This is a genomic window from Kitasatospora sp. NPDC001175 (assembly GCF_053598215.1).
This window is the reverse complement of sequence record NZ_JBSFJU010000033.1, coordinates 42,810-68,335: the sequence shown is the minus strand read 5'-3', so window position 1 is coordinate 68,335 and position 25,526 is coordinate 42,810. Positions and strand designations below refer to the sequence as shown.

General features: G+C 71.3%; 24 protein-coding genes. 12 read left to right on the top strand and 12 right to left on the bottom strand.

Annotated elements, in window-relative coordinates; translation table 11 throughout:
• Window positions 1-60: 60 nt before the first annotated feature.
• Together ACWDAK_RS23255 and ACWDAK_RS23250 are read left to right on the top strand one after the other, a co-directional pair.
• The gene (locus ACWDAK_RS23255) at window positions 61-504 is read left to right on the top strand and encodes a VOC family protein (protein ID WP_344635239.1); all 444 of its coding nucleotides are present in this window, start codon (window positions 61-63) and stop codon (window positions 502-504) included.
• A 24-nt stretch (window positions 505-528) separates the two neighbouring features.
• On the top strand, window positions 529-975 hold the full coding sequence (locus ACWDAK_RS23250; RefSeq protein ID WP_427394585.1) for an SRPBCC family protein: 447 nt from the start codon (window positions 529-531) through the stop codon (window positions 973-975).
• A 159-nt stretch (window positions 976-1,134) separates the two neighbouring features.
• Here the strand turns inward: ACWDAK_RS23250 and ACWDAK_RS23245 are convergent, their stop codons facing one another.
• A complete protein-coding gene (locus ACWDAK_RS23245; RefSeq protein WP_344635237.1) occupies window positions 1,135-2,796 on the bottom strand; it encodes a hypothetical protein in 1,662 nt (553 codons plus the stop codon).
• A 420-nt stretch (window positions 2,797-3,216) separates the two neighbouring features.
• Here ACWDAK_RS23245 and ACWDAK_RS23240 point away from each other — a divergent pair, with 420 nt between their 5' ends.
• Window positions 3,217-4,554, top strand: a complete 1,338-nt coding sequence (locus tag ACWDAK_RS23240) for an MFS transporter (protein ID WP_344635236.1) — start codon at window positions 3,217-3,219, stop codon at window positions 4,552-4,554.
• On the opposite strand, the gene ACWDAK_RS23235 is transcribed toward ACWDAK_RS23240, so the two are convergent.
• The 9 genes from ACWDAK_RS23235 to ACWDAK_RS23195 all read right to left on the bottom strand — a co-directional run bounded on the left by ACWDAK_RS23235 (window position 4,551) and on the right by ACWDAK_RS23195 (window position 12,091).
• On the bottom strand, window positions 4,551-5,207 hold the full coding sequence (locus ACWDAK_RS23235; RefSeq protein ID WP_427394586.1) for a Uma2 family endonuclease: 657 nt from the start codon (window positions 5,205-5,207) through the stop codon (window positions 4,551-4,553). The two genes, ACWDAK_RS23240 and ACWDAK_RS23235, sit on opposite strands and share 4 nt — an antisense overlap.
• Window positions 5,208-5,327: 120 nt before the next feature.
• The gene (locus tag ACWDAK_RS23230) at window positions 5,328-5,702 is read right to left on the bottom strand and encodes a metal-sulfur cluster assembly factor (RefSeq protein WP_427394587.1); all 375 of its coding nucleotides are present in this window, start codon (window positions 5,700-5,702) and stop codon (window positions 5,328-5,330) included.
• 11 nt (window positions 5,703-5,713) lie between these two features.
• Window positions 5,714-6,166, bottom strand: coding sequence for a Fe-S cluster assembly sulfur transfer protein SufU (sufU, locus tag ACWDAK_RS23225; protein ID WP_344635233.1), 453 nt, complete (start codon window positions 6,164-6,166; stop codon window positions 5,714-5,716).
• A gap of 17 nt (window positions 6,167-6,183) precedes the next feature.
• Entirely contained in the window at window positions 6,184-7,431 is a 1,248-nt protein-coding gene (locus ACWDAK_RS23220) for a cysteine desulfurase (RefSeq protein ID WP_344635422.1), read from the bottom strand.
• A 20-nt stretch (window positions 7,432-7,451) separates the two neighbouring features.
• Window positions 7,452-8,216, bottom strand: a complete 765-nt coding sequence (gene sufC / locus ACWDAK_RS23215) for a Fe-S cluster assembly ATPase SufC (RefSeq protein ID WP_344635232.1) — start codon at window positions 8,214-8,216, stop codon at window positions 7,452-7,454.
• Window positions 8,217-8,222: 6 nt separating this feature from the next.
• Window positions 8,223-8,540, bottom strand: a complete 318-nt coding sequence (locus ACWDAK_RS23210; RefSeq protein WP_344635231.1) for a non-heme iron oxygenase ferredoxin subunit — start codon at window positions 8,538-8,540, stop codon at window positions 8,223-8,225.
• Window positions 8,537-9,772, bottom strand: coding sequence for a Fe-S cluster assembly protein SufD (gene sufD / locus ACWDAK_RS23205; RefSeq protein ID WP_427394588.1), 1,236 nt, complete (start codon window positions 9,770-9,772; stop codon window positions 8,537-8,539). Before sufD ends, ACWDAK_RS23210 begins: the two co-directional genes overlap by 4 nt.
• Window positions 9,773-9,830: 58 nt before the next feature.
• On the bottom strand, window positions 9,831-11,246 hold the full coding sequence (gene sufB, locus ACWDAK_RS23200) for a Fe-S cluster assembly protein SufB (RefSeq protein ID WP_344635229.1): 1,416 nt from the start codon (window positions 11,244-11,246) through the stop codon (window positions 9,831-9,833).
• Entirely contained in the window at window positions 11,243-12,091 is an 849-nt protein-coding gene (locus ACWDAK_RS23195) for a helix-turn-helix transcriptional regulator (protein WP_344635228.1), read from the bottom strand. The genes sufB and ACWDAK_RS23195 overlap by 4 nt, the downstream gene beginning before the upstream one ends.
• A gap of 164 nt (window positions 12,092-12,255) precedes the next feature.
• On the opposite strand from ACWDAK_RS23195, the gene ACWDAK_RS23190 reads away from it, so the two are divergent.
• The 4 genes from ACWDAK_RS23190 to ACWDAK_RS23175 all read left to right on the top strand — a co-directional run bounded on the left by ACWDAK_RS23190 (window position 12,256) and on the right by ACWDAK_RS23175 (window position 16,471).
• Window positions 12,256-13,182: an ABC transporter ATP-binding protein gene (locus ACWDAK_RS23190; protein WP_344635227.1), complete on the top strand. Its 927-nt coding sequence runs from the start codon at window positions 12,256-12,258 to the stop codon at window positions 13,180-13,182.
• A 44-nt stretch (window positions 13,183-13,226) separates the two neighbouring features.
• Window positions 13,227-13,961 (top strand): ABC transporter permease, encoded by a 735-nt coding sequence (locus ACWDAK_RS23185; RefSeq protein ID WP_344635421.1) that lies wholly within the window; start codon window positions 13,227-13,229, stop codon window positions 13,959-13,961.
• 61 nt (window positions 13,962-14,022) lie between these two features.
• Window positions 14,023-14,664, top strand: coding sequence for a DUF2461 domain-containing protein (locus tag ACWDAK_RS23180; RefSeq protein ID WP_344635226.1), 642 nt, complete (start codon window positions 14,023-14,025; stop codon window positions 14,662-14,664).
• Between the two features lie 832 nt (window positions 14,665-15,496).
• Window positions 15,497-16,471, top strand: coding sequence for a COX15/CtaA family protein (locus tag ACWDAK_RS23175; protein ID WP_427394589.1), 975 nt, complete (start codon window positions 15,497-15,499; stop codon window positions 16,469-16,471).
• 63 nt (window positions 16,472-16,534) lie between these two features.
• On the opposite strand, the gene ACWDAK_RS23170 is transcribed toward ACWDAK_RS23175, so the two are convergent.
• Both ACWDAK_RS23170 and ACWDAK_RS23165 read right to left on the bottom strand, forming a co-directional pair.
• Complete coding sequence (locus ACWDAK_RS23170) at window positions 16,535-16,873, bottom strand: hypothetical protein (protein WP_344635224.1); 339 nt, start codon at window positions 16,871-16,873, stop codon at window positions 16,535-16,537.
• A gap of 125 nt (window positions 16,874-16,998) precedes the next feature.
• A complete protein-coding gene (locus ACWDAK_RS23165) occupies window positions 16,999-17,943 on the bottom strand; it encodes a heme o synthase (RefSeq protein WP_344635223.1) in 945 nt (314 codons plus the stop codon).
• 457 nt (window positions 17,944-18,400) lie between these two features.
• Here ACWDAK_RS23165 and tkt point away from each other — a divergent pair, with 457 nt between their 5' ends.
• The 5 genes from tkt (at window position 18,401) to pgl (ending at window position 25,297) form a co-directional block, all read left to right on the top strand.
• Window positions 18,401-20,500 (top strand): transketolase, encoded by a 2,100-nt coding sequence (gene tkt, locus ACWDAK_RS23160; protein WP_344635222.1) that lies wholly within the window; start codon window positions 18,401-18,403, stop codon window positions 20,498-20,500.
• Between the two features lie 200 nt (window positions 20,501-20,700).
• Window positions 20,701-21,816, top strand: coding sequence for a transaldolase (gene tal / locus ACWDAK_RS23155; RefSeq protein WP_344635221.1), 1,116 nt, complete (start codon window positions 20,701-20,703; stop codon window positions 21,814-21,816).
• 39 nt (window positions 21,817-21,855) lie between these two features.
• Window positions 21,856-23,421, top strand: coding sequence for a glucose-6-phosphate dehydrogenase (zwf, locus tag ACWDAK_RS23150; protein WP_427394590.1), 1,566 nt, complete (start codon window positions 21,856-21,858; stop codon window positions 23,419-23,421).
• The gene (gene opcA, locus ACWDAK_RS23145; protein WP_427394591.1) at window positions 23,418-24,515 is read left to right on the top strand and encodes a glucose-6-phosphate dehydrogenase assembly protein OpcA; all 1,098 of its coding nucleotides are present in this window, start codon (window positions 23,418-23,420) and stop codon (window positions 24,513-24,515) included. Before zwf ends, opcA begins: the two co-directional genes overlap by 4 nt.
• Window positions 24,512-25,297 (top strand): 6-phosphogluconolactonase, encoded by a 786-nt coding sequence (pgl, locus tag ACWDAK_RS23140; protein ID WP_344635218.1) that lies wholly within the window; start codon window positions 24,512-24,514, stop codon window positions 25,295-25,297. The genes opcA and pgl overlap by 4 nt, the downstream gene beginning before the upstream one ends.
• Window positions 25,298-25,526: the final 229 nt, after the last annotated feature.

Below are 25,526 nucleotides of genomic sequence, written 5' to 3'. Positions count from 1 at the left end.
GATGACCGACCCGACCACGACGGGGCCGGATTGTCAGTAGCCTTGCCTACCCTGAGCGGCATGACAGCAGCCAAGAACATCCCGGCCAGAATCAGCATCATCACCCTCGGCGTCGCCGACCTGCGGCGCAGCACCGAGTTCTACGAGGCCCTGGGCTGGCAGCGGTCCAGCGCCTCCAGCCCCGAGATCGTCTGGTTCCGCACCGCGGATTCCGCCCTCGGCCTCTTCCCCACCGAGGCGCTCGCGGCCGACGCCGGTGTGCCGGCCTCGGGCGAACCGTCCTTCCGCGGTGTCACCCTCGCGGTGAACCTCGAATCGCCCGAGCTGGTCGACGCCGCCCTCGCAACGGCCGTCGCGGCGGGCGCCACGGTGGTCAAGCCCCCGGCCGGCACCGAGTGGGGCGGCTACTCCGGCTACTTCGAGGACTTGGACGGACACCTCTGGGAGCTCTGCCACAACCCCTTCCTCCCGTTCACCGAGAGCGGCAGTCTGGACTTGCCGTAGCAATCCGTCATCCCGGGGGCCGCCTTGGATCCCAACCACTACCGCCTCAGCTCCGTCTGGCAGCTGCCCGCCGAGCCGGACCGGGTCTACCGGGCCCTGGAGGACGTCGCCTGCTACCCGCAGTGGTGGCCGCAGATCCGCTCGGTCCGGCAACTGGACGCACACAGCGGCGAGTTGGCCATCCGCTCGATCCTGCCGTACGGGCTACGCGTCACCGTGCGCGAGCAGTACCGGGACGCGGCGGCCGGCCTGCTCGAGGCCGAACTCGGCGGCGACCTCCAGGGCTGGTCCCGCTGGCGGGTCTGCCCGGCCGCCCGGGGCCCGGGCGCCCGGGTGCTCTTCGAAGAGGACGTTCGCCCCGCCAAAGCCCTGATGCGCCGCCTCGCCCCGATCGCCCGCCCGCTCTTCATCGCCAACCACGCCGCCATGATGCGGGCCGGCCAGCGGGGCCTGGGCGCCCATCTGGCGTGATCCGGCCCGCGCAGGGCGGAGGACCTCCGCACCGGACCCGACAGCCCGAGGCCCCGGGCGGGCAGTACGGACACCCCTGCCGGGTGCCAGGGCGCGAAGCACCGCCCGCCCGGCTCCGCCGCCAGGGCCGCACGGCGCCCGCGCCCCTTGTCCTCGCCGCTACTTGCCGCGCTGGGAGCGGGCCTTGAAGGCCGCCTTGCGGGCCTCCTTGGCGATCTTCCGGTCCTTGTGCAGTTCGCCGACCGTCTCCAGCACCTCCGCCGTGTACGGGTGCTCGACCCGCCACAGCTCGGCGAAGAACTCCACCACGTCCTCGCCCACCGGAAGCCCGGCCACCAGCTCCCGCAGCGCCTCGTTCTCCCCCTCGCTCGTCAGCAGCTGCGCGGCGAAGGCGTCCACCAGGCTCCAGAACACCACCCGGCGCTCGGGCGCCCCGATCTCCAGGCCCTGTTCGAGCAGCCAGGCCCGGACCCCGCCGCCCAGCTGCGGGTCGTCCACCACCTCCTGCGCGGCGGTCTGCGCCCCGGCCCCGAGCATCTCCAGCGCCGACAGGCAGAGCAGCCGGCGCACCGGGCCGTACGGGTCGTTCCCCCTGGCCGCCGCCAGCAGCTCGCGAGCCGCCTGCACCGGCTCGCGGCCGGCGAGCCAGACGGCCAGCTCCCGGTCGGGCAGCACATTGTCGTTCTCCGAGATGCCGCGCAGCAGCTCCTCCGCCGTGCCCTGGGCCAGCTCGCCGACCAGCGGGGCCTCGAAGCCGTCCTCCAGCAGCCACTGCCGCACGCCGTACTGACCGAGCGGGGTGAGCCGGACCATCCCGAACCGGGCGGCCTCGGCCTCGTCCAGCGGGCCCTCGCCCGCCGCCGACGTCTCCTCCTCCGACTCCTCCTCGAACAGCGCGGGATCGATCGGCTGGTGCTCCAGCATCCCGAGCTCGGCCAGGTCGGCAAGCATCGGGTCCAGCGTCACCATCACATCGGTGATGTCGCCGAGCATCTCCTCGTCGGGCTCCTCGCCCTCGGGAACCACCAGCAGCGCGGCCAGCACCCCGAGCGGCACCGTCTCCTGCCCGGGCTCGGCGAAGGCCGTGGTCTCGTAGAGCACCTGGAGCGCCTCGTCCAACAGTTCGGCCGCCGCCTGCCGGGACTCCTCCAGCTCCGCCAGCTCGGCCTCGTCGGTCTCCTCGGCCGCCTCCGCTGGCTCCTCCGCGCCCTCCGCGGCCCCGGCGCGCTCGCGCTTCTCCTCCGCCAAGGCCAGCGAGTCGGCCTCGGCGGCCAGCTCGCGCACGATCCCGGCCGCGGTCAGCCACAGTTCGAGGACCGTCTCCGGGTCGCCCTGCTCGGCGTCCGCCAGGTCGGGCCCGGGAACCGCCACGTGCTCGCCCTCGGCGGTGGTACCGATCTCCACCAGCTCCAGGTCGCAGGCGAGCGACCAGGCCCGCATCGCCTCGATCACGGCCTCCTCCGGCGCACTCCCCTGCTCGGGGGCCAGGCCGAGCAGCCGCGCGGCGGGCGCCCGGTCCGGGCCGGTGAGGTCCCCGAACTCGTCCACCGCGCGGTGCGGGTCGGCCCAGCGGGCGAGCTTCAGCGCGTGGTCGATCAGGGGTACCGCCAGCGCGGCTGCGGCCAGCTCCTCCTCCGGCGGCAGCAGGACCGGCGGGACAAGCACCACGGCATCGTCCATGTCGTCCTCCTCGCGGCCGTGCGCCGCGAACGCCCCGTACAGATCGGCCAGCTCGTAGTCGGCGGGCAGCAGGCCCTCGGCCTTCGCTCCGGGCCCGTTCTCCGCCGGGTTCTCGGGCTTGGTGCGACGTCGTCCGGCCATCGTGCGCGTTCTCCCGTACTGACAATTGTCGTAGTGGTGGTGCTCACAGTGCTCACGCCCCGCCCGCCTCGACGAGCGGTCACTGCGCCACAGAACCGGGTGTGGGTACCGGTCCATCTACTCAGCGTAGCCGTCGGCGGGGCCGCGTGCCCGGCCGACCGGTCCTCGCGCCGCCGACACCCGAACCGAACACGTATCCTTCGCTTGGCGCAGTGCACACCCCGCACGGCCACCGGGCAACGACGCCCACCCCACCCTCCACACCGGCGCCCTCCCCTGCCCGCCCACGGGACATCGGGAGCCGCCCCGGCAGGAGGGCCGTACCACTCACTCACCCGCGCCGCCGGCGACTCCGACTCAAGGCCGCCACCCCAGGCCCTGCCCGGGCCCGGTTGCGCCCGGCCACAGGAGACCCCTGCCATGGCGGACCTCTCCACCGCCGGCCCCGGACTGCCCACGGCGCAGAACCCGGTACGCCGGCTCTCGGAGGCCCTGCTCCCCCTGGAGCTCGCACCACGCACGCAACTCCAGCTCTCCACGATCAGCCGCTGGAACGCGGTGCGCGGCATACGCGTCGGCCTGGTCGCCGGCGCCCTGCTGTTCCTGCTGATCGGTGCCAACCTGGCGACGCCGATCTACCCGGTGCTCCAGCAGCGCCTCGGGCTCACCGCGCTCGACACCACCATCCTCTTCACCATCTACGTCTTCGCCCTGGTCCCGGTCCTGGCCGCGGTCGGCCACTGGTCCGACCACCTCGGCCGGCGGGCGATGATCCTGCCCGCCGTCGCGCTGGCCGCCGGCGGTGACGCGCTCTTCGCCACCGCGGGCAGCTTCGGCCAGCTAGCCGCCGGACGGGCCGTCCAGGGCATCGCGGTGGGCCTGTCCACCGGGGCCGCCGGCGCCGCCCTCGGCGACCTGCTGCCGGAGCACCAGACCCTGGCCGCCAAGCTCACCCTGGCCTGCTCGGCCGGCGGTGTCGCACTCGGCCCGGTCGTCGGAGCGCTGCTGGCGGGCGGCAGCAACCCGCTGCTGACGCCGTTCCTGGTGCACGCCCTGGCCCTGCTGGCACTCTGCGTCCCGCTCGCGGTGGTCCACCCCCGGATGCCCGGTGGGCTGCGCCCCGAGTCCGCCCCGCCGCGCATCACCACCCCGGCCCACCTGCGACCCAAGCGGCTCGCCCTGCCCGCACGGGGCCGCCGTGAGTTCCTGCTCGCCGCCGGGGCCGGCTTCGTCTCCTACGCGGTCTTCGGGGTCTACCTCAGCCTGGCGCCCGCCTTCTCCGCCAAGGTGCTGCACACCTCCTCGCACCTGACCGGCGCGGTGGTCGCCGCCCTGCTGCTCGGCTCCTCGGCCGCCGCCCAGCTGCTCGTCCCGCCGACCGCGGACCGCCTGGTGATCGCCCTCGGCATGACCGGCCTGGCCGCCGGACTCGGCATGGTGGTCGCCGCCGGCTACACCGGCACCCCGGCACTGCTCTTCATCGGCAGCGTGCTCGGCGGCGCCTGCCAGGGCGTGGCCTTCCGCTCCCTGTTCACCACCGCGGTCGCCGCCATGGACCCCGAGCGCCGCGGCAGCGAACTCTCCACCCTCTGGGTGATCATCTACCTGGGCAGCTCCCTGCCGATCGTCGGCGTGGGCGCCCTGGTCCGCTCGTACGGCCTGCTGCCGTCCGTCAGCGGCTTCGTCGGCCTCGCGGCCGCGGCCTGCCTGGGCCTGGCGGGCGCGGTGGTCGGGCGGCGTCGGACCGATCGGTCCTAGTCCGACCAGGGACGCCAGGATTCGGTGCGGATCTCGACACCGAACGGCTCGGGCAACCGGACGGGATCGCCGAACTTCCAGGTCTCGGCGGTCCCGTACCTCCCGGACGCGGAGTCCGGCTCACTGAACAGGGTGACGCCGGGCTGCCGTGGGTCCCGGTCGACCAGCAGGTAGTACGGGACCCGCTCGCGGGCGTAGCCGCTCCACTTGGTCGCCTTCGTCCGCCGCCCGAAGACGGGTTCGCGGTCGTTGTCGGCGTTGGACTTCGAGGTCACCTCGACGACCAGCTCCAGCTGGTGCGGCAGCAGGTGGAGCACGTCGTCCGCCCGGCTCTGGGTATCGATGTCGGCGTGCACGACGGCCAAGTCCGGGATGTAACCGTCGGCGACCTCGATCAGATTGAGGTTGATGCCCTGCACGACGCGCCATGGATAGGCCGGATCGGAGAACTGGGCGTAGTGCACTGCTCGCTGGATGTCGTCCAGGATCGCAGCGTGCGGATACACCGGCGCAGGCGACACAACGATCTCCCCTCCGACCACCTCGACCCGAGTGCCATCCGGCAGGTGAAGGTAGTCCTCCAACTCGCCCCGGACCCACATCGCATAGGGGGTGTCCGGGAGAACAAGGTGTGCGATCGCTGCCACGGACATCTCAGGGCTCCTTTCACGGTCGCGGTGCCCAGCCTGGCCCACCGTACGCCGACACACCACTGCCGCGTGGATGATTCCCTCGAAGGAGGGATCCACGCGGCAGTGGTGAAGCTCAGGCGATCAGACGTTGAAGCCGAGGGCGCGGAGCTGTTCGCGGCCGTCGTCGGTGATCTTGTCGGGGCCCCACGGCGGCATCCAGACCCAGTTGATCCGCAGGTCCTTCACCAGACCGTCGGTGGCGGTCTTGGCCTGGTCCTCGATGACGTCGGTCAGCGGGCAGGCCGCCGAGGTGAGCGTCATGTCGATGGTGGCCACGTCGTCCTCGTCGATGTGGACGCCGTAGATCAGGCCCAGGTTGACGACGTCGATGCCCAGCTCGGGGTCGACGACGTCCATCAGGGCCTCGGTCAGGTCCTCGACGGACACGGTGCCGGCGCTGGTGCCCACCGGCCCGTCGGGGCTGCTCTCGGGAGCCTTGCTCTCGGTCTCGCTCATGGATACGTCCTTCAGTCGTTGATGACGGGCTGCTCGGCGAGCGCCTTGGCGGTGGCGTCCTTCCAGGCCATCCAGCTCAGCAGCGCGCACTTGACCCGGGCGGGGTACTTGGAGACGCCGGCGAACGCGACCGCGTCCTCCAGCACCTCCTCGTCGCCCTCGGCCTGGCCCTTGCTCTGCATCAGCTCCAGGAAGGCCTCCTGGATGGCCTGGCCCTCACCGACGGTCTTGCCGACCACCAGGTCGTTCAGCACCGAGGCGCTGGCCTGGCTGATCGAACAGCCCTGCGACTCGTAGGAGATGTCCGCCACCACCGAGCCGTCGAGCCTGACCCGCAGGGTGATCTCGTCCCCGCAGGTCGGGTTGACGTGGTGCACCTCGGCGTCGCCGTCCCGCAGTCCCTTGCCGTGGGGGTTGCGGTAGTGGTCCAGGATGATCTCCTGGTACATCGAGTCGAGCTTCATATCGGTGAACCCAGCCCTCAGCCGAAGAAGTTGCGGACGTGGTGCAGACCGGCGATCAGTGCGTCGACCTCGGCCGGCGTGGAGTACAGGTAGAACGACGCCCTGGTGGTCGCCGGAACTCCGTACCGCAGGCAGACCGGCCGCGCGCAGTGGTGGCCGACCCGCACGGCGATGCCCTGCTCGTCCAGCACCTGGCCCACGTCGTGCGGGTGGATGTCACCGAGGGTGAAGGAGATCGCGGCACCGCGGTCGACGGCCGTGCGGGGGCCGATGATCCGCAGCTCCGGGACCTCCAGCAGGCGCTCGACCGCGTACTCGGTGATCGCGTGCTCGTGGGCGGCGATCTTCTCCATGCCGATGTTCGACAGGTAGTCGATGGCCGCGCCGAGGCCGACCGCCTGGGCGATCGGCGGAGTGCCCGCCTCGAACTTGTGCGGCGCCGGGGCGTAGGTGGACGAGCCCATGGTGACGGTCTCGATCATCTCGCCGCCACCGAGGAACGGAGGCAGGTCCTCCAGCAGCTCCTGGCGGCCCCAGAGCACGCCGATGCCGGTCGGGGCCAGCATCTTGTGGCCGGTGAAGGCGACGAAGTCGGCCTCCAGCGCCTGGACGTCCAGCACCATGTGCGGCGCGGCCTGCGAGGCGTCGATCACCACCAGGGCACCGACCGACTGGGCCTTGCGGACGATGGTCTCGACCGGGTTGATGGTGCCCAGCAGGTTGGAGACCAGGGTGAAGGAGACCACCTTGGTCTTCTCGGTGATCAGCTCGTCGATGTCCGAGAGGTCCAGCCGGCCCTCGTCGGTCAGCCCGAACCACTTCAGCTTCGCGCCGGTGCGCTGCGAGAGCAGCTGCCACGGAACGATGTTGGAGTGGTGCTCCATCTCCGTGATGACGATCTCGGAGTCCGCGTCCACCCGGTACGGCTCGTCGGCCCAACCCAGCATGTTGGCAACCAGGTTGAGGGACTCGGAGGCGTTCTTGGTGAAGATCACCTCGTCCCGGCTCGGCGCGTTGATGAAGGCCGCGACCTTGTCGCGGGCGCCCTCGTACAGCGCCGTGGCCTCCTCGGCCAGCACGTGCACACCGCGGTGCACGTTGGCGTTGTGCCGCTCGTAGTACGCGTTGAGGGCCTCCAGCACCTGCCGGGGCTTCTGCGAGGTCGCCGCATTGTCCAGGTAGACCAGGGGCTTGCCGTCGTGCAGCAGACGCTGCAGGACCGGGAAGTCCTTGCGGATCGCCTCGGTGTCGAGCAGCCCGGTCAGCGCCGAGCCAGGATGGGTTGTCACTCGGAAGCGCCGCCCTTCACGTAAGCCTCGTAGCCCTCTTCCTCCAGCTTGTCGGCGAGCTCGGCACCGCCGGACTCGACGATGCGGCCGCCCGCGAAGACGTGGACGTAGTCGGGCTGGATGTACCGCAGGATGCGGGTGTAGTGGGTGACCAGCAGGGTGCCGACCTCGCCGGTGGCGCGGACCCGGTTGATGCCCTCGGAGACGATGCGCAGCGCGTCGACGTCCAGGCCGGAGTCGGTCTCGTCCAGGATCGCGACCTTCGGCTTGAGCAGCTCCAGCTGCAGGATCTCGTGGCGCTTCTTCTCACCACCGGAGAAGCCCTCGTTGACGTTGCGCTCGGCGAAGGCCGGGTCCATCTGGAGGGCGGCCATCGTCTCCTTGACCTCCTTCACCCAGGTGCGCAGCTTCGGGGCCTCGCCGCGCACGGCGGTGGCGGCGGTGCGCAGGAAGTTGGAGACCGAGACGCCGGGGACCTCGACCGGGTACTGCATGGCCAGGAAGACACCGGCGCGGGCGCGCTCGTCGACCGACATCGCCAGCACGTCCTCACCGTCGAGCAGCACCGAGCCGCTGGTGACGGTGTACTTGGGGTGGCCGGCCAGCGAGTAGGCCAGGGTGGACTTGCCGGAGCCGTTGGGGCCCATGATCGCGTGGGTCTCGCCCTGCTTCACGGTCAGGTCGACGCCGCGCAGGATCTCGCGCGGGCCGTTCTCGGCCTCGACGGAGACGTGCAGGTCACGGATTTCAAGCGTTGCCATGTGTACTCAGGACTCCTGGTTGACGGAGACGAGCACATCGTCCCCTTCGATCTTTACGGGGTAGACAGCGACCGGCTTGGTGGCGGGCAGCCCGGACGGCTTGCCGGAGCGCAGGTCGAAGCTGGAGCCGTGCAGCCAGCACTCGATCCTGCAGTCCTCGACCTCGCCCTCGGAGAGGGAGACGTTCGCGTGCGAGCAGATGTCGTTGATCGCGAACACCTCGCCCTCGGTGCGGACCAGGGCGACCGGGATGCCGTTCAGCTCGACGCGCTTGGGCACGTCCTCGTGGAGCTCGCTCAGCGAGCAGGCGCGCAGGAAACTCATCCGACCGTCGCTTCCAGCTCGGCCTCGATCTTCTCCATCAGGTGGTCCTGGATCTCGGCGACGCCGATCTGCTGGACCAGCTCGGCGAAGAAGCCGCGGACCACCAGGCGGCGGGCCTCGTCGGCCGGGATGCCGCGGGCCTGCAGGTAGAAGAGCTGCTCGTCGTCGAAGCGGCCGGTGGCCGAGGCGTGGCCGGCGCCGACGATCTCGCCGGTCTCGATCTCCAGGTTGGGGATCGAGTCGACCCGGGCGCCGTCGGTGAGCACCAGGTTGCGGTTCTGCTCGTAGGTGTCGGTGCCGACGGCGGCGGCGCGGATCAGCGCGTCGCCGACCCAGACCGCGTGCGCGTCCTGGCCCTGCAGGGCGCCCTTGTAGACCACGTTGGACCGGCAGTGCGGGGTGTCGTGGTCGATGATCAGGCGGTGCTCCAGGTGCTGGCCGGCGTCGGCGAAGTACAGGCCGTACAGCTCGGCCTCGCCGCCGGAGGCGGTGTAGCGCACCCGGGGGTGGATCCGGACCAGGTCGCCGCCGAAGGTGACGAGCACGGACTTGAGCGAGGCGTCCCGGCCGACCAGGGCGGACTGCTGGGCGGCGTGCACCGCGTCGCGCTCCCAGTCCTGGACGGAGACGAAGGTGAGCTTGGCGCCGTCGCCGACCAGCAGCTCGACGTTGGCGGCGCGGATGCCGGTGCCGGTGTGGTTCAGCACCACGACGGCCTCGGCGAACGGCTTGACGTCGATCACCACGTGCGCGAAGCGGACCCCGCCCTCGCCGTGCACGTCGATCTTCACCGGCTCGGTCAGCACCGTCTCCTTGGGGACGGTGACGACCAGCGCCTGCTCGAAGCCGCTGTACGCCTGCGCGGCGACCCGGTCCACCGGCTTGCCGGCCTTGCCGAGGCGGGCGTCGTCGCGGCCGACGGTCTCGGCGGTGACGCCGGCCGGCAGGCTCAGCTCGACCTTGTCCTCGCCCTTGTCGGCGGCGGCGGCGCTCCCGTCGTGCAGTCCGCCGAGGCGGTGCAGCGGGGTGAACCGCCAGTCCTCCTCGCGGCCGTGCGGGACCGGGAAGTCGTTCACGTCGTAGGAGGGCTTCACCGCGACGCGGGCGTCGATCGGCTGCTGGACGGTGGCCCGGCCGGTGCCGGGGCCGGCCAGCTGGGCACCGGCTCCGGTGGTGCCGACCTCGATCGAACCGGCGGTGGTGGCGCCGGAGGTGTTCTGAACGTCAGCCATGGCTGTTCGTAGTGCTCTCTTCCTCAAAGGTGTGGATGGACGGGACCTCGGCCGGGTGTCAGCCGACGGACCCCTCCATCTGCAGCTCGATCAGCCGGTTGAGCTCCAGCGCGTACTCCATCGGCAGCTCGCGCGCGATCGGCTCGACGAAGCCGCGGACGATCATCGCCATCGCCTCGAACTCGGTCATGCCGCGGCTCATCAGGTAGAAGAGCTGGTCCTCGCTGACCTTGGAGACGGTGGCCTCGTGGCCCATGGACACGTCGTCCTCGCGGACGTCCACGTACGGGTAGGTGTCCGAGCGGGAGATGGTGTCGACCAGCAGCGCGTCGCAGAGCACGTTGGACTTGGCGCCGTGCGAACCCTCGCCGATCTCGATCAGACCGCGGTAGGAGGTCCGGCCGCCGCCTCGGGCCACCGACTTGGAGACGATGTTGGAGGAGGTGTTCGGTGCCATGTGGACCATCTTGGCGCCGGCGTCCTGGTGCTGGCCCTCGCCCGCGAAGGCGATCGACAGGGTCTCGCCCTTGGCGTGCTCGCCCATCAGGTAGACGGCCGGGTACTTCATGGTGACCTTGGAACCGATGTTGCCGTCGACCCACTCCATGGTCGCGCCCTCGTACGCCACGGCGCGCTTGGTGACCAGGTTGTAGACGTTGTTCGACCAGTTCTGGATGGTCGTGTAGCGGCAGCGGCCGCCCTTCTTGACGATGATCTCGACCACGGCGCTGTGCAGCGAGTCCGAGGAGTAGATCGGCGCGGTGCAGCCCTCGACGTAGTGGACGTAGGCGTCCTCGTCGACGATGATCAGCGTCCGCTCGAACTGGCCCATGTTCTCGGTGTTGATCCGGAAGTAGGCCTGCAGCGGGATGTCGACGTGCACGCCCTTCGGCACGTAGATGAACGAACCGCCGGACCACACGGCCGTGTTGAGCGCGGCGAACTTGTTGTCACCGGCCGGGATGACGGTGCCGAAGTACTCCTTGAACAGCTCCGGGTGCTCGCGCAGCGCGGTGTCGGTGTCCAGGAAGATGACGCCCTGCGCCTCCAGGTCCTCGCGGATCTGGTGGTACACGACCTCGGACTCGTACTGCGCGGCGACACCGGCGACCAGGCGCTGCTTCTCCGCCTCCGGGATGCCGAGCTTGTCGTAGGTGGCCTTGATGTCCGCGGGCAGGTCCTCCCAGGACTCGGCCTGCTTCTCGGTGGAGCGGACGAAGTACTTGATGTTGTCGAAGTCGATGCCGGAGAGGTCCGAACCCCAGGTCGGCATCGGCTTCTTCTCGAACAGCTTCAGGCCCTTGAGACGCAGGTTGAGCATCCACTCGGACTCGCTCTTCTTCCCCGAGATGTCGCGGACGACCTCTTCGCTCAGGCCCCGCTTGGCGGCGGCACCGGCGACATCCGGGTCCGCCCAGCCGTACTCGTAGGTGCCCAGGCCCTCGAGCTCCGGGTGCGAAACGGTGTCAGTCATGCGAGGTTCCTCCGCGCGGACGCTGAATTCTGATCGGTAGACGTACCGGCAGTCGGCACGGCATCGGGAGCCCGGCGCGGGCCGGGCGACGATGCGGCACCGGGTGCCGGCACATAGGTGGTGCAGACCCCGTCACCGTGGGCGATGGTGGCCAGCCGTTGCACATGGGTGCCCAGGAGCTGGGAGAAGACCTCGGTCTCCGCCTCGCAGAGCTGCGGGAACTGCTCGGCGATGTGCGCGACCGGGCAGTGGTGCTGGCAGAGCTGGGCGCCCGCCGGGGCCTGCGCGGCGGTCGACGGCACCCGCCGCACCGTGGCAGCGTACCCGTCTGCACTCAGCGCCTGGGCGAGAGCCTCGGTGCGCTGCCCCGGTGCGGCCCGGCCGAGCATGGCGAGGTACTTCTGGCCCTGCTTGCCGAACCGGGCCCGGGCGAAGGCGGCGACCGCCTCCTCGCCCGCCTTGCCGCCGCCCACCGACTCGGAGATCCAGCGCAGGGCGTCGGCGGCGAGCTGGTCGTAGGCCTGGTAGAAGGCGTCCCGGCCGGACTCGGTGAGGGCGAAGACCTTGGCGGGACGGCCCCGGCCCCGGCTGCCGTAGACCCGCTGCTCGCGGGATTCGACCAGACCGGTGGCGAGCAGTCCGTCCAGGTGACGGCGGACGGCCGCGGCGGTCAGCCCGAGGCGGCTGGCCAGGTCGGCGGCGGAGGAAGGGCCGTGGTCGAGGATCGAGCGGGCCACCCGGTCCCGGGTGGCGCGGTGGCCCTCCAGCAGCACCTCGGCCGCCGTCGCGGGCACGGCACAGCCGGGGGCCGACTCGGCCTCCCGCTGGTCCACCTGCTCGCGCATGTTTTTCACAACACGATTGTTGCGTAATTCCTTCCCGTGAAACAAGCCGTGATCCACGCCTCACCCATGTCATCCATCACGCAGGCAAGCCTTACCTGGCCTGCGGAAACGATCACGGCACGCGGTGTCCGGGCCACGTGTCAGGTCCTCTTACACTCGCCGGTATGCAGACTTCACCCGCCGTCGAGGTGACCGGGCTGGTCAAGCGCTACGGCGAGAAGACGGCCGTGGACGGCCTCGACCTCACCGTCGAACGCGGCGCCGTCACCGCCGTACTCGGCCCCAACGGCGCCGGCAAGACCACCACCATCGAGACCTGCGAGGGCTATCGCCGCCCGGACGCCGGCACCGTCCGCGTCCTCGGCCTCGACCCGATCGCCGACGCCCGCGAGCTGCGCCCCAGGGTCGGCGTGATGCTCCAGTCCGGCGGCGTGTACGCGGGCGCCCGCGCGGTGGAGATGCTGCGCCACACCGCCAAGCTGCACGCCGACCCGCTGGACGTGGACGCCCTGGTCGAGCGCCTGGGGCTGGGATCCTGCGGCCGCACCGCCTACCGCCGCCTCTCCGGCGGCCAGCAGCAGCGCCTGGCCCTGGCCATGGCCGTGGTCGGCCGCCCCGAGCTGGTCTTCCTGGACGAGCCCACCGCCGGCCTCGACCCGCAGGCCCGCCGCGCCACCTGGGACCTCGTCCGCGACCTCAAGCGCGACGGCGTCACCGTGATCGTCACCACCCACTACATGGACGAGGCCGAGGAGCTGGCCGACCGGGTCGCCATCATCGACCACGGCAGGGTCATCGCCTCCGGCAGCCCGGCGGAACTCCGCGGCAGCGGCGGCGAGTCCAGCGTGCACTTCGAGGCGCCCGCCGGACTCGACCTCGCCACGCTGCGCAAGCTCCTGCCGGACGGCGTCGCCGCGGTCGAGACCGGCCCCGGCCACTACCGCGTCGAGGCCAGGCTCGAACCCGAGGTGCTCTCGGCGATCAACGAATGGTGCGCGCTGGCCGGCGCCGCCCCCGAGCGGCTCACCGCGAGGCTGCGCAGCCTCGAAGACGTCTTCCTCGATCTGACCGGACGGGACCTGCGATCGTGACCACCTCCTACTCCCCCGCACCCGGCGCGGCACCCGTCGGCCGGATGCTGCTGGCGCAGACCGCCTTCGAGACGAAGATGCTGCTGCGCAACGGCGAGCAGTTGCTGCTCACCGTGGTGATCCCGACCGTGCTGCTGGTGCTGTTCAGCGCCGTGGACGTGGTCTCGGTGGACGGCCCCGGCAAGCGGGTGGACTTCCTGGCCCCCGGCCTGCTGGCGCTCGCCGTGATGTCCACCGCCTTCACCGGCCAGGCCATCGGCACCGGCTTCGAACGCCGCTACGGCGTGCTCAAGCGGCTCGGCGCCTCTCCGCTGCCGCGCTGGGCGCTGCTGACCGCCAAGACCGGCTGCGTCCTGGTCACCGAAGCGCTGCAGGTCCTGCTGCTCTCGGTGATCGCCCTCGCCCTCGGCTGGTCCCCGCACGGGCTGGCGACTTCGTCGGGGGCGCTCGCCGCGGCCGGCCTGCTGGTGCTCGGCACCGCCGCCTTCTCCGGTCTCGGCCTGCTGATGGCCGGCACCCTGCGGGCGGAGGCCACCCTGGCCGCCGCCAACCTGGTGTTCATCCTGCTGCTGCTGGCCGGCGGCGTGGTGGTCCCGCTCGCCAAGTTCCCCGCCGCGATCCGCTCGGCCCTGGAACTGCTGCCGATCAGCGCGCTCTCCGACGGCCTGCGCTCGGTCCTCCAGTACGGCTCCGGCGTCCCCTGGTCCGACCTCGGCGTCCTCGCGGTCTGGGCCGCCCTGGGGCTGGCGGCGGCGGCCCGCTTCTTCCGCTGGGAGTAGACCGCCCGGGGCGCCGGGGGCGGGCGGGCAACTCCCGCACCCCGGCGCCTAGGCTGGTTCCGTGACCTTTCACGGCTGGCCGGCCGAGGCGCTCGAGTTCTACGAGCGCCTGGAGGCCGACAACTCCAAGACGTTCTGGGACGCCCACCGCGCCACCTACGAGGACTCCGTCCGGACCCCGATGGCCGACCTGCTGGACGAGTTGGAGGACGAGTTCGGTCCGGGCAAGATCTTCCGCCCCAACCGCGACGTCCGGTTCAGCGCCGACAAGTCCCCGTACAAGACCCACATCGGCGCCCACCTCAGCACCGGCGGCTACATCCAGCTCTCCGCCGACGGCCTTGCCTGCGGCAACGGCATGTACCGGCTCGCCACCGACCAGCTGGCCCGCTACCGCACCGCCGTCGCCGAGGACATCACCGGCGCCGAACTCGAACGCGTCATCGCCGAGGTCGAGCGGGCCGGCCCCACCGTGCACGGCCGTGACGAGCTCAAGAGCGCCCCGCGCGGCTACCCCAAGGACCACCCCAGGATCGGCCTGCTCCGCTGCAAGGGCCTGGTCGCCTGGCAGGACTGGGAGCCCGCCGCCTGGCTCGGCACCCGGACCGCCGCCAGGCGGATCACCGCCTTCCTGCGCGCCTCCCAGCCCCTGAAGGCCTGGCTCGACCACCACGTCGGCCCGAGCGAACTCCCGGAGCGTTAGCCGCCCGATCAGTGCCGGCGCGCGGAGCGACCGCGGGTGGCGAACAGCAGTCCGCCGCCGATCGCGATCACGGCCGCACCGTGCCGAGCGCGGCTGCTGCCGCCAGTGCGCCGATCCGAGTCCGCCGTTGTCCCGCCATGCCGAAGCCCCTTCCCGAACGACCTTGCCGTGGAAGGGCATTGACAGTTCCGATCGCCCGGAGCCTGGCCTGCGGTGCGGCACTCCACCGGTCCGGACCCGTTGTGCCACCCCGCCGGTTGGCCGGATGCATGTGGCCCAACAGCCCATCACAGCAAGGGACTCCGGCACATGCGATAACGGAAAATTCGCACTGCCTGACCGATTCCGATCGAACGGTGCGCACTTACGCCTGGCGCGACCTCAGGACTCCTGGCCGACCGACGGGCCAGCGGGCTCCTCGGCGCCCTGTGATTGCCCGGCAGCCACCGCGAAGCCGCTCGGCTTCGCGGTGCCACCGGTGAAGGCGGTTCGACTGCCGCCTCCGCTGCCTTCGGCCTTGGCCGTGGCACTGGCGGAGGGGCGGCCGACGCCTGCGCGATCGAGACGGCGCGCGCCCCGGCGGACCAGACCGCCGAGCCGATCGGGGACGGGCCCTGGGGACCGTCCCGGCGCGTCTCAGGACCACCAGAGCCTACCTGCTCCCCGGAGTGCCCTCCGCTGCCGTGCGCCGCCTCGGCGGCACCCGTGCGTACGCACCCGCCGCCGGACCGGAACACCGACCGGTCTGCGGAGATTTGTCCGATGTGCTCCGCCCGTTGCTCCGGGGCGGCCCCGCGCCAAGATCCGGTATAAGCCGACCTAGGATGAACGGGTGCGTACCCCCTCCTCCCTCCTCGCCGACCGCTGGCAGCCGTCCGTCGAGACCGTTCGCCGGGCCGCCTTCGCCGCACTGGTGATGAGCGTAGTGATCGTGCTCACCGGCGGCGCCGTCCGGCTGACCGCCTCCGGCCTGGGCTGCACCACCTGGCCCCGCTGCACCGGTGAGAGCCTGACGCCGACGCCCCAGATGGGCATCCACGGCGTCATCGAGTTCACCAACCGGATGCTCACCTACGTGCTGTGCGCGGCGATCGCCTGGGCCACCCTGGCGGCCCGCTGCCACCAGCGGTGGCGCCGCAGCCTCACCAGGCTCGGCTGGGCCCAGTTCTGGCTGGTGATGAGCAACGCCGTGATCGGCGGCATCACCGTGCTGACCGGCCTCAACCCGTATGTCGTCGCGGTCCACATGGTGGCCGCCATGGGCCTGGTCTGGGTCGCCCTGCTGATGTGGGAGCGCGCCAAGGAGGGCGACGGTGCCCCGGAGCAGCTGGTCTCCCAGCCACTGGTACGGCTCTCGCAGCTGATGGTGGCGGTGATCGGACTGCTGGTGCTGGTCGGCACGGTGGTGACCGGCGCCGGCCACCACCCGGGCTCCTCCAGTGACGGCGGCAAGCCGGTGTACCGGATCCCGATCGACTACGACCGGCTCGTCCAGGCCCACGCCGACCTGGTCTTCCTGTCGATCGGCCTGGTGGTCGCGCTGGTCTTCGCCTTCGCCGCCGTGAAGGCGCCGGCGGCCGCCCGGGCCCGGGTCCGCGAGCTCCTGGTCGTCCTGCTCGCCCAGGGCCTGCTCGGCCTCGTGCAGTACTTCACCGACGCCCCCGAGGTCATGGTCGGCCTGCACATGCTCGGCGCCGCCCTGGTCTGGGCCGCCGCCCTGCGCGTCCCGCTGGCCCTGCGCACCCGCGCCGACGAGCCCGTCCCGGCCGACGCCGAGACGGCCTCCAGGACCCTCCAGGCCGCCTGAGAACACGACGAGAGGCCCTGATCCCGCCGACTGCGGGATCAGGGCCTCTCGTCGTGCCGGCGGTCAGCCGCCGAGCTGGATGCCGGCCATCCGCTTCCACTCGTACGCACTGGTCTTCACCTTGAGCCCCAACTCGCCCTCGAAGCTGTCGTGCAGGGTCACCCCGGACAGCTCGGCGGCCCGGCGCCCGATGGCGTAGGTCGGGGCGACCTGGTCGCCCCACGTGCCGTCCGCGCCCACCAGAACGATCCGGGTGGCGGTACGGCCGACGTACTCGACCACGCCGTCGGCGCTGCCGCCGTGCTGCCGGGTGAAGCTCTCGATGTGCTTGGCGATGCGCTTCGCGCGGCGCTCGGCGCGGGCGTCCTGCGGGACGTTGGTGGCGGTCTCTGCGCTGGTCATGCCCGCATGCTACCCAGCAGTAGACACTCCTGCGACGCCGCTGCCGTGTGCGGCCCGACACACCTGCCGCCACATGCGGAAAGGCCCGACCTGGGACAGGTCGGGCCTCTCGTACAGCCGGTCGATCAGAGGAAGGGGTCCACCGCCACGACCACGAAGAGCAGCGACAGATAGGTGATCGACCAGTGGAACAGCCGCATCTCCTTCAGCTGCGCGCCCACGATCCCGGCCTTGGCGCGGTTGTACAGGCCGTGCGCCTCCTTGAGCCAGAACGCGCCGAGCACGGCCGCCGCCACCGGGTACAGCAGGGAGGTGTGCCCCAGCGGCCACAGGGCCAGCGAGACGGCCACCATCACCCAGGAGTAGATGACGATCTGCTTGGCCACCGCCAGATTGCCCTTGAGCACCGGGAGCATCGGCACCCCGGCCTTCTCGTAGTCCTCCCGGACCTTCATGGAGAGCGGCCAGTAGTGCGGCGGCGTCCAGAAGAAGATCACCAGGAAGAGCACCAGCGCCGACCAGGACAGCGAGTTGCGCACCGCCGCCCAGCCGACGAAGACCGGCATGCAGCCCGCGATCCCGCCCCAGACGATGTTCTGGGTGGTGCGCCGCTTCAGGCCGAGCGTGTAGACGAAGACGTAGAACAGCAGCGCGGACAACGCGAGGCCTGCGGACAGCCAGTTCACCAGCAGCCCGAGGAAGAGCGTGGAGCCGACCGCCAGCGCGATGCCGAACAGCAACGCCTCGCGCGGCGACACCATGCCGGTGACGATCGGGCGGCGCTCGGTACGGGACATCACCGCGTCGATGTCGCGGTCGATGTACATGTTCAGCGCGTTGGCGCCGCCGGCCGACAGGTAACCGCCGAGCACCACCTTCAGGACCAGCAGCAGGTTGGGCACCCCATGCTGCGCCAGGAACATCACCGGGACGGTGCTCATCAGCAGCAGCTCGATGATCCGAGGCTTGGTCAGTGCAACGAATGCCCCTACGCGGGCCCCGAACGGCCGGTGCGCAGGGCTCGCCCCGACCGTCCCGGCAGGGCGGCTCTCGACGGCGGTCACGAACACCCCAACTCAAGATGAATCTTCACAGGCGTCCCCGGGACCGCTTGGTTGCCGTCACGACCGCGCTGCGCGTACCACGCCACCTTAGACGCTCCATATCTCCGGCCCGGCCTCGGGGTCCCCCGGCGGGGCGCAACCGCACACCGCCGGGTGAACCCCTGAACAACGGCCTCCCGGTCCTCCCGGAGCGGCCCCAGGCCGTCTTGACCCGTGGACGCGCAAAGCCGATCGAGATGGGACAGGGTAGGACAAGGTGCGTCCCGCCCTGCCGGGAATCGGGGCCACGCGGCCCCGGTTGTCCCGTCACGCGGGTCGGGGCCCGCTCTGGCGGTAGGCTCGCACAGAGAAGCGGGATCAACCCTCCGTGACCGGCACCATTCAGACGTCAGGTCCACAATGACGTGGCCGACCGGTCCCTCACGGGGTCACTCTTCATTTATGGAAGGAGCCCTGACTCAGGGTGAGCACCACGCCGACGAACGCATTCGAGTGGACCGAGCTGGACCAGCGCACGGTCGACACCGCCCGTGTCCTGGCCATGGACGCTGTCCAAAAGGTGGGCAACGGCCACCCGGGGACGGCCATGTCGCTGGCCCCCGCGGCGTACCTGATCTTCCAGCGTTTCCTGCGCCACGACCCCACCGACCCGGCCTGGGTCGGCCGTGACCGCTTCGTGCTCTCGCCCGGGCACACCTCGCTGACGCTGTACACCCAGCTGTACCTGTCCGGCTACGGGCTGTCGCTCGACGACCTCAAGGCCTTCCGCGTCGCGGGCAGCCGCACCCCTGGCCACCCGGAGCACGGCCACACCGCCGGTGTGGAGACCACCACCGGCCCGCTCGGCCAGGGCATCGCCAACGCGGTGGGCATGGCGATGGCCGCCCGTTACGAGCGCGGTCTGTTCGACCCCGAGGCCCCGGCGGGCCAGTCCCCGTTCGACCACACCATCTGGGCGATCGTCTCCGACGGCGACCTGGAGGAGGGCATCTCCGCCGAGGCGTCCTCGCTGGCCGGCCACCAGAAGCTGGGCAACCTGGTCGCGCTGTACGACGACAACCACATCTCGATCGAGGGCGACACCGCGACCGCCTTCTCCGAGGACGTCCTGGCCCGGTACGAGGCGTACGGCTGGCACGTCCAGCGGGTGACGCCGAAGACCGACGGCGACATCGACGTGCACGCCCTGGCGACCGCCCTGGAGGCGGCCCGCGCCGAGACCTCCCGGCCGTCGATCATCGCGATGCGCACCATCATCGCCTGGCCGGCCCCGAACGCCCAGGACACCGCCAAGGCGCACGGCTCGGCGCTCGGCGAGGCCGAGATCGCCGCCACCAAGAAGGTGCTGGGCTTCGACCCGCAGAAGACCTTCGAGGTCACCGACGAGGTCGTCAACCACGCCCGCGAGGTCGTCCAGCGCGGCAAGGCCGCCCGGGCCGAGTGGGAGAAGGGCTTCCACGCCTGGCGCGAGGCCGCCCCGGAGCGCGCCGCCGAGTTCGACCGGATCACCTCCGGCGAGCTCCCCGACGGCTGGGAGAAGGCCGTCCCGGTCTTCCCGGCCGGCAAGGACGTCGCCACCCGCAAGGCCTCCGGCGACACCCTCAAGGCGCTCGGCGCGGTGATCCCGGAGCTGTGGGGCGGCTCGGCCGACCTCGCGGAGTCCAACCTCACCACCATCGACGAGGACAGCTCCTTCCTGCCCGAGGGGAACCCGCTGAAGTCGGCCAGCCCCTACGGCCGGACCATCCACTTCGGCATCCGCGAGCACGCCATGGGCTCGACCATGAACGGCATCGCGCTGCACGGCAACACCCGGGTCTTCGGCGGCACCTTCCTGGTGTTCTCCGACTACATGCGCCCGGCCGTCCGCCTCGCCGCGCTGATGAAGCTGCCGGTCACCTACGTCTGGACGCACGACTCGATCGGCCTCGGCGAGGACGGCCCGACCCACCAGCCGGTCGAGCACCTGGCCGCGCTGCGCACCATCCCGGGCCTGTCCATCGTCCGCCCGGCCGACGCCAACGAGACCGCCGTCGCCTGGCGCACCATCGCCGAGCGGCACTCCAGCCACCCCGGCCCGGTCGGCCTGGCGCTCACCCGCCAGGGCGTGCCGACGTTCGACCGCGAGGTCTTCCACTCGGCCGACGGCGTCGCCAAGGGCGGTTACGTGCTGGCCGAGGCGTCCAACTTCGCGCCCAAGGTGATCCTGATCGCCACCGGCTCCGAGGTGCAGCTCGCCGTCAAGGCCCGCGAGGAGCTGGAGGCCGACGGCATCCCGACCCGCGTGGTCTCCATGCCGTCCATCGAGTGGTTCAACGAGCAGGACCAGGCGTACCGCGACAGCGTGCTGCCGCCGAACGTCCGGGCCCGCGTCTCGGTCGAGGCCGGTATCGCCCAGGGCTGGCGCGAGCTGGTCGGCGACGCCGGCCGGATCATCAGCCTGGAGCACTACGGCGCCTCCGCCGACTACAAGGTGCTCTTCCGTGAGTTCGGCCTGACCGCGGACGCCGTGGCCAACGCCGCCCGCGCCTCGCTCCGCACGGTCGAGGCGATCTCCCGCTAGTACCGCCCGTTCCCCGGCCGAAGGGCGCTCCGATGCCGAAAGCGAAGACCGACGCACCAGCGACGATCGTCCGCACCGGCCCCGGACGCCCTTCGGCCGGCGGGCCGCAACGGGCCGGATCTCCGACCGCACATCGGATACCCGGCCCGGCAGACCACCCCACTGCAGACGTACGAAGACGAAGAAGAGGATGAAGCACCATGACTGACGCACTGAAGCGCCTCAGCGACGAAGGCGTGGCGATCTGGCTGGACGACCTCAGCCGTGACCGGCTGAACAGCGGGAACCTGGCCGAACTGGTGCAGAGCAAGCACGTGGTGGGTGTCACCACCAACCCGACCATCTTCCAGAAGGCCATCGGCGGCGGCAGCGCGGCCTACCAGGGCCAGCTGAAGGACCTGGCGGTCCGCAAGGTCACCACCGACGAGGCCGTCCGCATGATCACCACCTCGGACGTGCGCGACGCGGCCGACGTGCTGCGCCCGGTCTACGACGCCTCCAACGGCCGTGACGGCCGGGTCTCCATCGAGGTCGACCCGCGCCTGGCCCACCAGACCGAGGCCACCGTGGCCGAGGCCAAGCAGCTGTGGTGGCTGGTGGACCGCCCGAACGTGTTCATCAAGATCCCCGCCACCAAGGCCGGTCTGCCCGCCATCTCGGCCGTGCTCGCCAAGGGCATCAGCGTCAACGTCACGCTGATCTTCTCCCTGGAGCGCTACCGCGCGGTGATGGACGCCTACCTGACCGGTCTGGAGCGGGCCAAGGCCGCCGGTCTGGACCTCTCGCAGATCGAGTCGGTCGCCTCGTTCTTCGTCTCCCGCGTGGACACCGAGATCGACAAGCGCCTGGACAAGGTCGGTGGCGAGGCCAAGCAGCTCCGCTCCAAGGCCGCCCTGGCCAACGCCCGCCTCGCCTACCAGGCCTACGAGGAGGTCTTCTCGTCCGACCGCTGGAAGGCCCTGGAGGCCGCCGGTGCCAACGCGCAGCGTCCGCTGTGGGCCTCCACCGGTGTCAAGGACCCCTCCCTGCCGGACACCCTGTACGTCACCGAGCTGGTCGCCCCCGGCACCGTGAACACCATGCCCGAGGCCACCCTGGACGCCACCGACGACCACGGTGTGGTCACCGGTGACACCATCACCACCAACTACGACGACGCCAAGGCCGTGATGGAGGCCATCGCCGCCGCCGGTGTCGACTACGAGGATGTCGTCCAGGTGCTGGAGGACGAGGGCGTCGAGAAGTTCGAGCAGTCCTGGAACGAGCTGCTCGACACCGTCACCGCCTCCCTGGCCGGCCTCGCCACCGAGAAGTGATCTCACCCGCTCACATCCACCGAAAGCGGAGCCACTCCCGTGAGCACTGACTATCCCGAGGTCGAGCAGGGCGAACCCCCGCTCCCGTCCTCGAACCCCCTGCGGGACCCCGCAGACCGACGGCTCCCGCGCATCGCGGGGCCGTCGGGCCTGGTCATCTTCGGTGTCACCGGCGACCTGTCGCGCAAGAAGCTGATGCCGGCCATCTACGACCTCGCCAACCGCGGTCTGCTGCCGCCGGGCTTCTCGCTCGTCGGCTTCGCCCGCCGCGAGTGGGAGGACGAGGACTTCGCGAAGGAGGTCCACGACGCCGTCAAGCAGCACTCCCGGACCCCGTTCCGGGAGGAGGTCTGGCAGCAGCTCGCCAAGGGCATGCGCTTCATCCAGGGCTCCTTCGACGACGACGAGGCCTTCGAGCACCTGCGCAAGACGATCCAGGACCTGGACGCGGCCCAGGGCACCGGCGGCAACTTCGCCTTCTACCTGTCGGTCCCGCCGAGCGCCTTCCCGATCGTGGTCCAGCAGCTGAAGAAGCACGGGCTGGCCGACCCGCCGCACGGCTCCTGGCGCCGTGCGGTGATCGAGAAGCCGTTCGGCCACGACCTGGCGAGCGCCCAGGAGCTGAACCGGATCGTCCACGAGGTCTTCCCGCGGGACGAGGTCTTCCGGATCGACCACTACCTGGGCAAGGAGACCGTCCAGAACATCCTGGCGCTGCGCTTCGCCAACACGATGTTCGAGCCGATCTGGAACCGGTCCTACGTGGACCACGTACAGATCACCATGGCCGAGGACATCGGCATCGGCGGGCGCGCCGGCTACTACGACGGCATCGGCGCGGCCCGTGACGTCATCCAGAACCACCTGCTCCAGCTGATGGCGCTCACCGCCATCGAGGAGCCCGCGTCCTTCCACCCGAAGGCGCTGGTCGCCGAGAAGCTCAAGGTGCTGAGCGCGGTCAAGCTCCCGGCCGATCTGGGCGGCCACACCGTGCGCGGCCAGTACACGACCGGCTGGCAGGGCGGCGAGGAGGTGCCCGGCTACCTGGACGAGGACGGCATCAACCCCGAGTCCACCACCGACACCTACGCGGCGATCAAGCTGGAGATCAACAACCGGCGCTGGGCGGGCGTCCCGTTCTACCTGCGCACCGGCAAGCGGCTCGGCCGCCGGGTCACCGAGATCGCGGTGGTCTTCAAGCGCGCCCCGTACCTGCCCTTCGACGCCTACGCCACCGAGGAGCTGGGGCAGAACGCCCTGGTCATCAGGGTGCAGCCGGACGAGGGCGTGACCGTGCGGTTCGGCTCCAAGGTGCCGGGCACCTCGTTCGAGGTGCGGGACGTCACCATGGACTTCCAGTACGGCGAGTCCTTCACCGAGTCCAGCCCGGAGGCGTACGAGCGGCTCATCCTGGACGTCCTGCTCGGTGACGCCAACCTGTTCCCGCGTCACCAGGAGGTCGAGCTCTCCTGGCAGATCCTCGACCCGATCGAGAAGTACTGGGACAGCCACGGCAAGCCCGCCCAGTACCCGGCCGGGACCTGGGGACCGGCCGAGGCGGACGAGATGCTCGCACGAGACGGCAGGAGCTGGCGTCGGCCATGAAGATCGACCTGACCAACACCACTTCCAGCAAGATCAACGCGGCGCTGATGAACGCCCGCCGGGCGGGCGGGAACGCCGCCGGCGGGATGGTGCTCACCCTCGTCATCGTCACCGACGAGGGCAGCGCCTACGACGCGCTCAAGGCGGCCAACGACGCCTCGCGCGAGCACCCCAGCCGCACCCTCGCGGTGATCAAGCGCGCGGGGCGCTCGCCCCGGGCCCGCGCCGAGACCCGGCTGGACGCCGAGATCCTGGTCGGCTCGGACGCGGGTTCGGGTGAGACCGTCATCCTGCGGATGCACGGCGAACTCGCCTCGCACGCCCAGTCGGTGGTGCTGCCGCTGCTGCTCCCCGACGCCCCCGTGGTGGTCTGGTGGCCGGAAAACGCGCCGCTGCACCCCGCGCAGGACCCGCTGGGCGCGCTCGCCCAGCGCCGGATCACCGACGCGGTCACCGCCGAGTCGCCGGTCGGCCAGCTCGCCCAGCGGGCCGAGAGCTACACCCCCGGCGACACCGACCTGGCCTGGACCCGGATCACCGGCTGGCGCTCCATGCTGGCCGCCGCCCTGGACCAGCGTCCGGCGCAGATCACCTCCGCCGTGGTCGAGGGCGAGTCCTACAACCCGAGCGTCGAGCTGCTCGGGCTGTGGCTGATGAACCGGCTGCGCGTCCCGGTCGAGCGGGTGGTCACCGCGGGTCCCGGGATCACCTCGGTGACCCTGCGCACCAAGGACGGCGCGATCGTCCTTGACCGCCCGGACGGCCTGATGGGCACCCTCTCCATGCCCGGATCGCCGGACCGCCAGGTCGCCCTCAAGCGCCGGGAGACCTCGGAGCTGATCGCCGAGGAGCTGCGCCGCCTCGACCCGGACGACATCTACGCGAGCGCCGTCCGCACCCCGGTGGAGCGGCTGAACGAGCCCGCCACCGCCGAGTCCGCCACGGACGCCTCCGCGGACGCCCCCGCCACCACGGACGCCTCCGCGGACGCCGCTGCCGACCCGCAGCCGGCCGCGGACGGTGAGCCGGCCGGCGAGCAGGCCGAGAAGGCTGCCACGAAGAAGACCGCCTCCCGGAAGCGGACCTCGTCGTGACGGCTGCCAGCACCCCGCAGCTGGTCGTCCACCGCGACAAGGAGCTGATGGCCCAGGCGACCGCCGCCCGGCTGATCACCCGGATCGTGGACGCCCAGGCCGCCCGTGGCACCGCCTCGGTGGTGCTCACGGGCGGGCGCAACGGCAACGCCCTGCTCGCCGCGATCGCCGCCTCCCCGGCGCGCGACGCGGTGGACTGGGCCCGGCTGGACCTCTGGTGGGGCGACGAGCGCTACCTCGCGTCCGACGACCCGGAGCGCAACGCCGTCCAGGCGCGGGCGGAGCTGCTCGGCTCCGTCCCGCTCGACCCGGCGCGGGTGCACGAGATGCCCGCCTCGGACGGGGAGTTCGGCTCCGACGTGGAGGCCGCCGCCGCCCGCTACGCCCAGGAGCTGGCCCGGGCGGCCGGCCCCGGCGAGCACGCCGGCGTTCCGGCCTTCGACGTGCTGCTGCTCGGCGTCGGCCCGGACACCCATGTCGCCTCGCTCTTCCCCGAGCACCCGGGCGTCAGGGAGACCGAGCTGACCGTGGTCGCCGTGCACGGCTCCCCCAAGCCGCCGCCCATCCGGATCTCGCTCACCCTCCCGGCCATCCGGGCGGCCCGCGAGGTCTGGCTGCTCGCGGCGGGCGAGGACAAGGCCGATGCCGTCGCCATGGCCCTCACCGGCCCCGGTGAGATCCAGGCCCCGGCCTCGGGCGCCCGCGGCCTCAGCCGCACCCTGTGGCTCCTCGACCGCGCGGCGGCCTCGAAGATCCCCGCTGGGCTCTACCCGCCCTCCTAGCCCGCCATCGGGCGGGGGGTACCTCCCGGCCGAAGGCTGGGGGCGGGGCCCTGGCCTGACGGCGGGCCACATCAGGCAGGGTCACACTGCGGCCCGGCTCCGATCCGTTCGGGGCCGGGCCGCAGTGCTATGCCGCAACCCCCGCCGGGGAACCTGGATCTCCGCCAAGTCCCGGCAACGCCGAAGGGCGGCACCGGAGTTCTTCCGGTGCCGCCCTTTCAGGTGGCCC

Bases quoted from the DNA above. Each gene is read 5' to 3' on its own strand.
- sufB (WP_344635229.1), bottom strand. From the start codon at position 11,246: ATGACTGACACCGTTTCGCACCCGGAGCTCGAGGGCCTGGGCACCTAC.
- ACWDAK_RS23255 (WP_344635239.1), top strand. From the start codon at position 61: ATGACAGCAGCCAAGAACATCCCGGCCAGAATCAGCATCATCACCCTC.
- sufU (WP_344635233.1), bottom strand. From the start codon at position 6,166: ATGAAGCTCGACTCGATGTACCAGGAGATCATCCTGGACCACTACCGC.
- ACWDAK_RS23210 (WP_344635231.1), bottom strand. From the start codon at position 8,540: ATGAGTTTCCTGCGCGCCTGCTCGCTGAGCGAGCTCCACGAGGACGTG.
- ACWDAK_RS23235 (WP_427394586.1), bottom strand. From the start codon at position 5,207: ATGTCCGTGGCAGCGATCGCACACCTTGTTCTCCCGGACACCCCCTAT.
- sufD (WP_427394588.1), bottom strand. From the start codon at position 9,772: ATGGCTGACGTTCAGAACACCTCCGGCGCCACCACCGCCGGTTCGATC.
- ACWDAK_RS23195 (WP_344635228.1), bottom strand. From the start codon at position 12,091: ATGCGCGAGCAGGTGGACCAGCGGGAGGCCGAGTCGGCCCCCGGCTGT.
- ACWDAK_RS23240 (WP_344635236.1), top strand. From the start codon at position 3,217: ATGGCGGACCTCTCCACCGCCGGCCCCGGACTGCCCACGGCGCAGAAC.
- ACWDAK_RS23245 (WP_344635237.1), bottom strand. From the start codon at position 2,796: ATGGCCGGACGACGTCGCACCAAGCCCGAGAACCCGGCGGAGAACGGG.
- sufC (WP_344635232.1), bottom strand. From the start codon at position 8,216: ATGGCAACGCTTGAAATCCGTGACCTGCACGTCTCCGTCGAGGCCGAG.
- ACWDAK_RS23170 (WP_344635224.1), bottom strand. From the start codon at position 16,873: ATGACCAGCGCAGAGACCGCCACCAACGTCCCGCAGGACGCCCGCGCC.
- tal (WP_344635221.1), top strand. From the start codon at position 20,701: ATGACTGACGCACTGAAGCGCCTCAGCGACGAAGGCGTGGCGATCTGG.
- ACWDAK_RS23230 (WP_427394587.1), bottom strand. From the start codon at position 5,702: ATGAGCGAGACCGAGAGCAAGGCTCCCGAGAGCAGCCCCGACGGGCCG.
- ACWDAK_RS23190 (WP_344635227.1), top strand. From the start codon at position 12,256: ATGCAGACTTCACCCGCCGTCGAGGTGACCGGGCTGGTCAAGCGCTAC.
- opcA (WP_427394591.1), top strand. From the start codon at position 23,418: ATGAAGATCGACCTGACCAACACCACTTCCAGCAAGATCAACGCGGCG.
- ACWDAK_RS23185 (WP_344635421.1), top strand. From the start codon at position 13,227: ATGCTGCTGGCGCAGACCGCCTTCGAGACGAAGATGCTGCTGCGCAAC.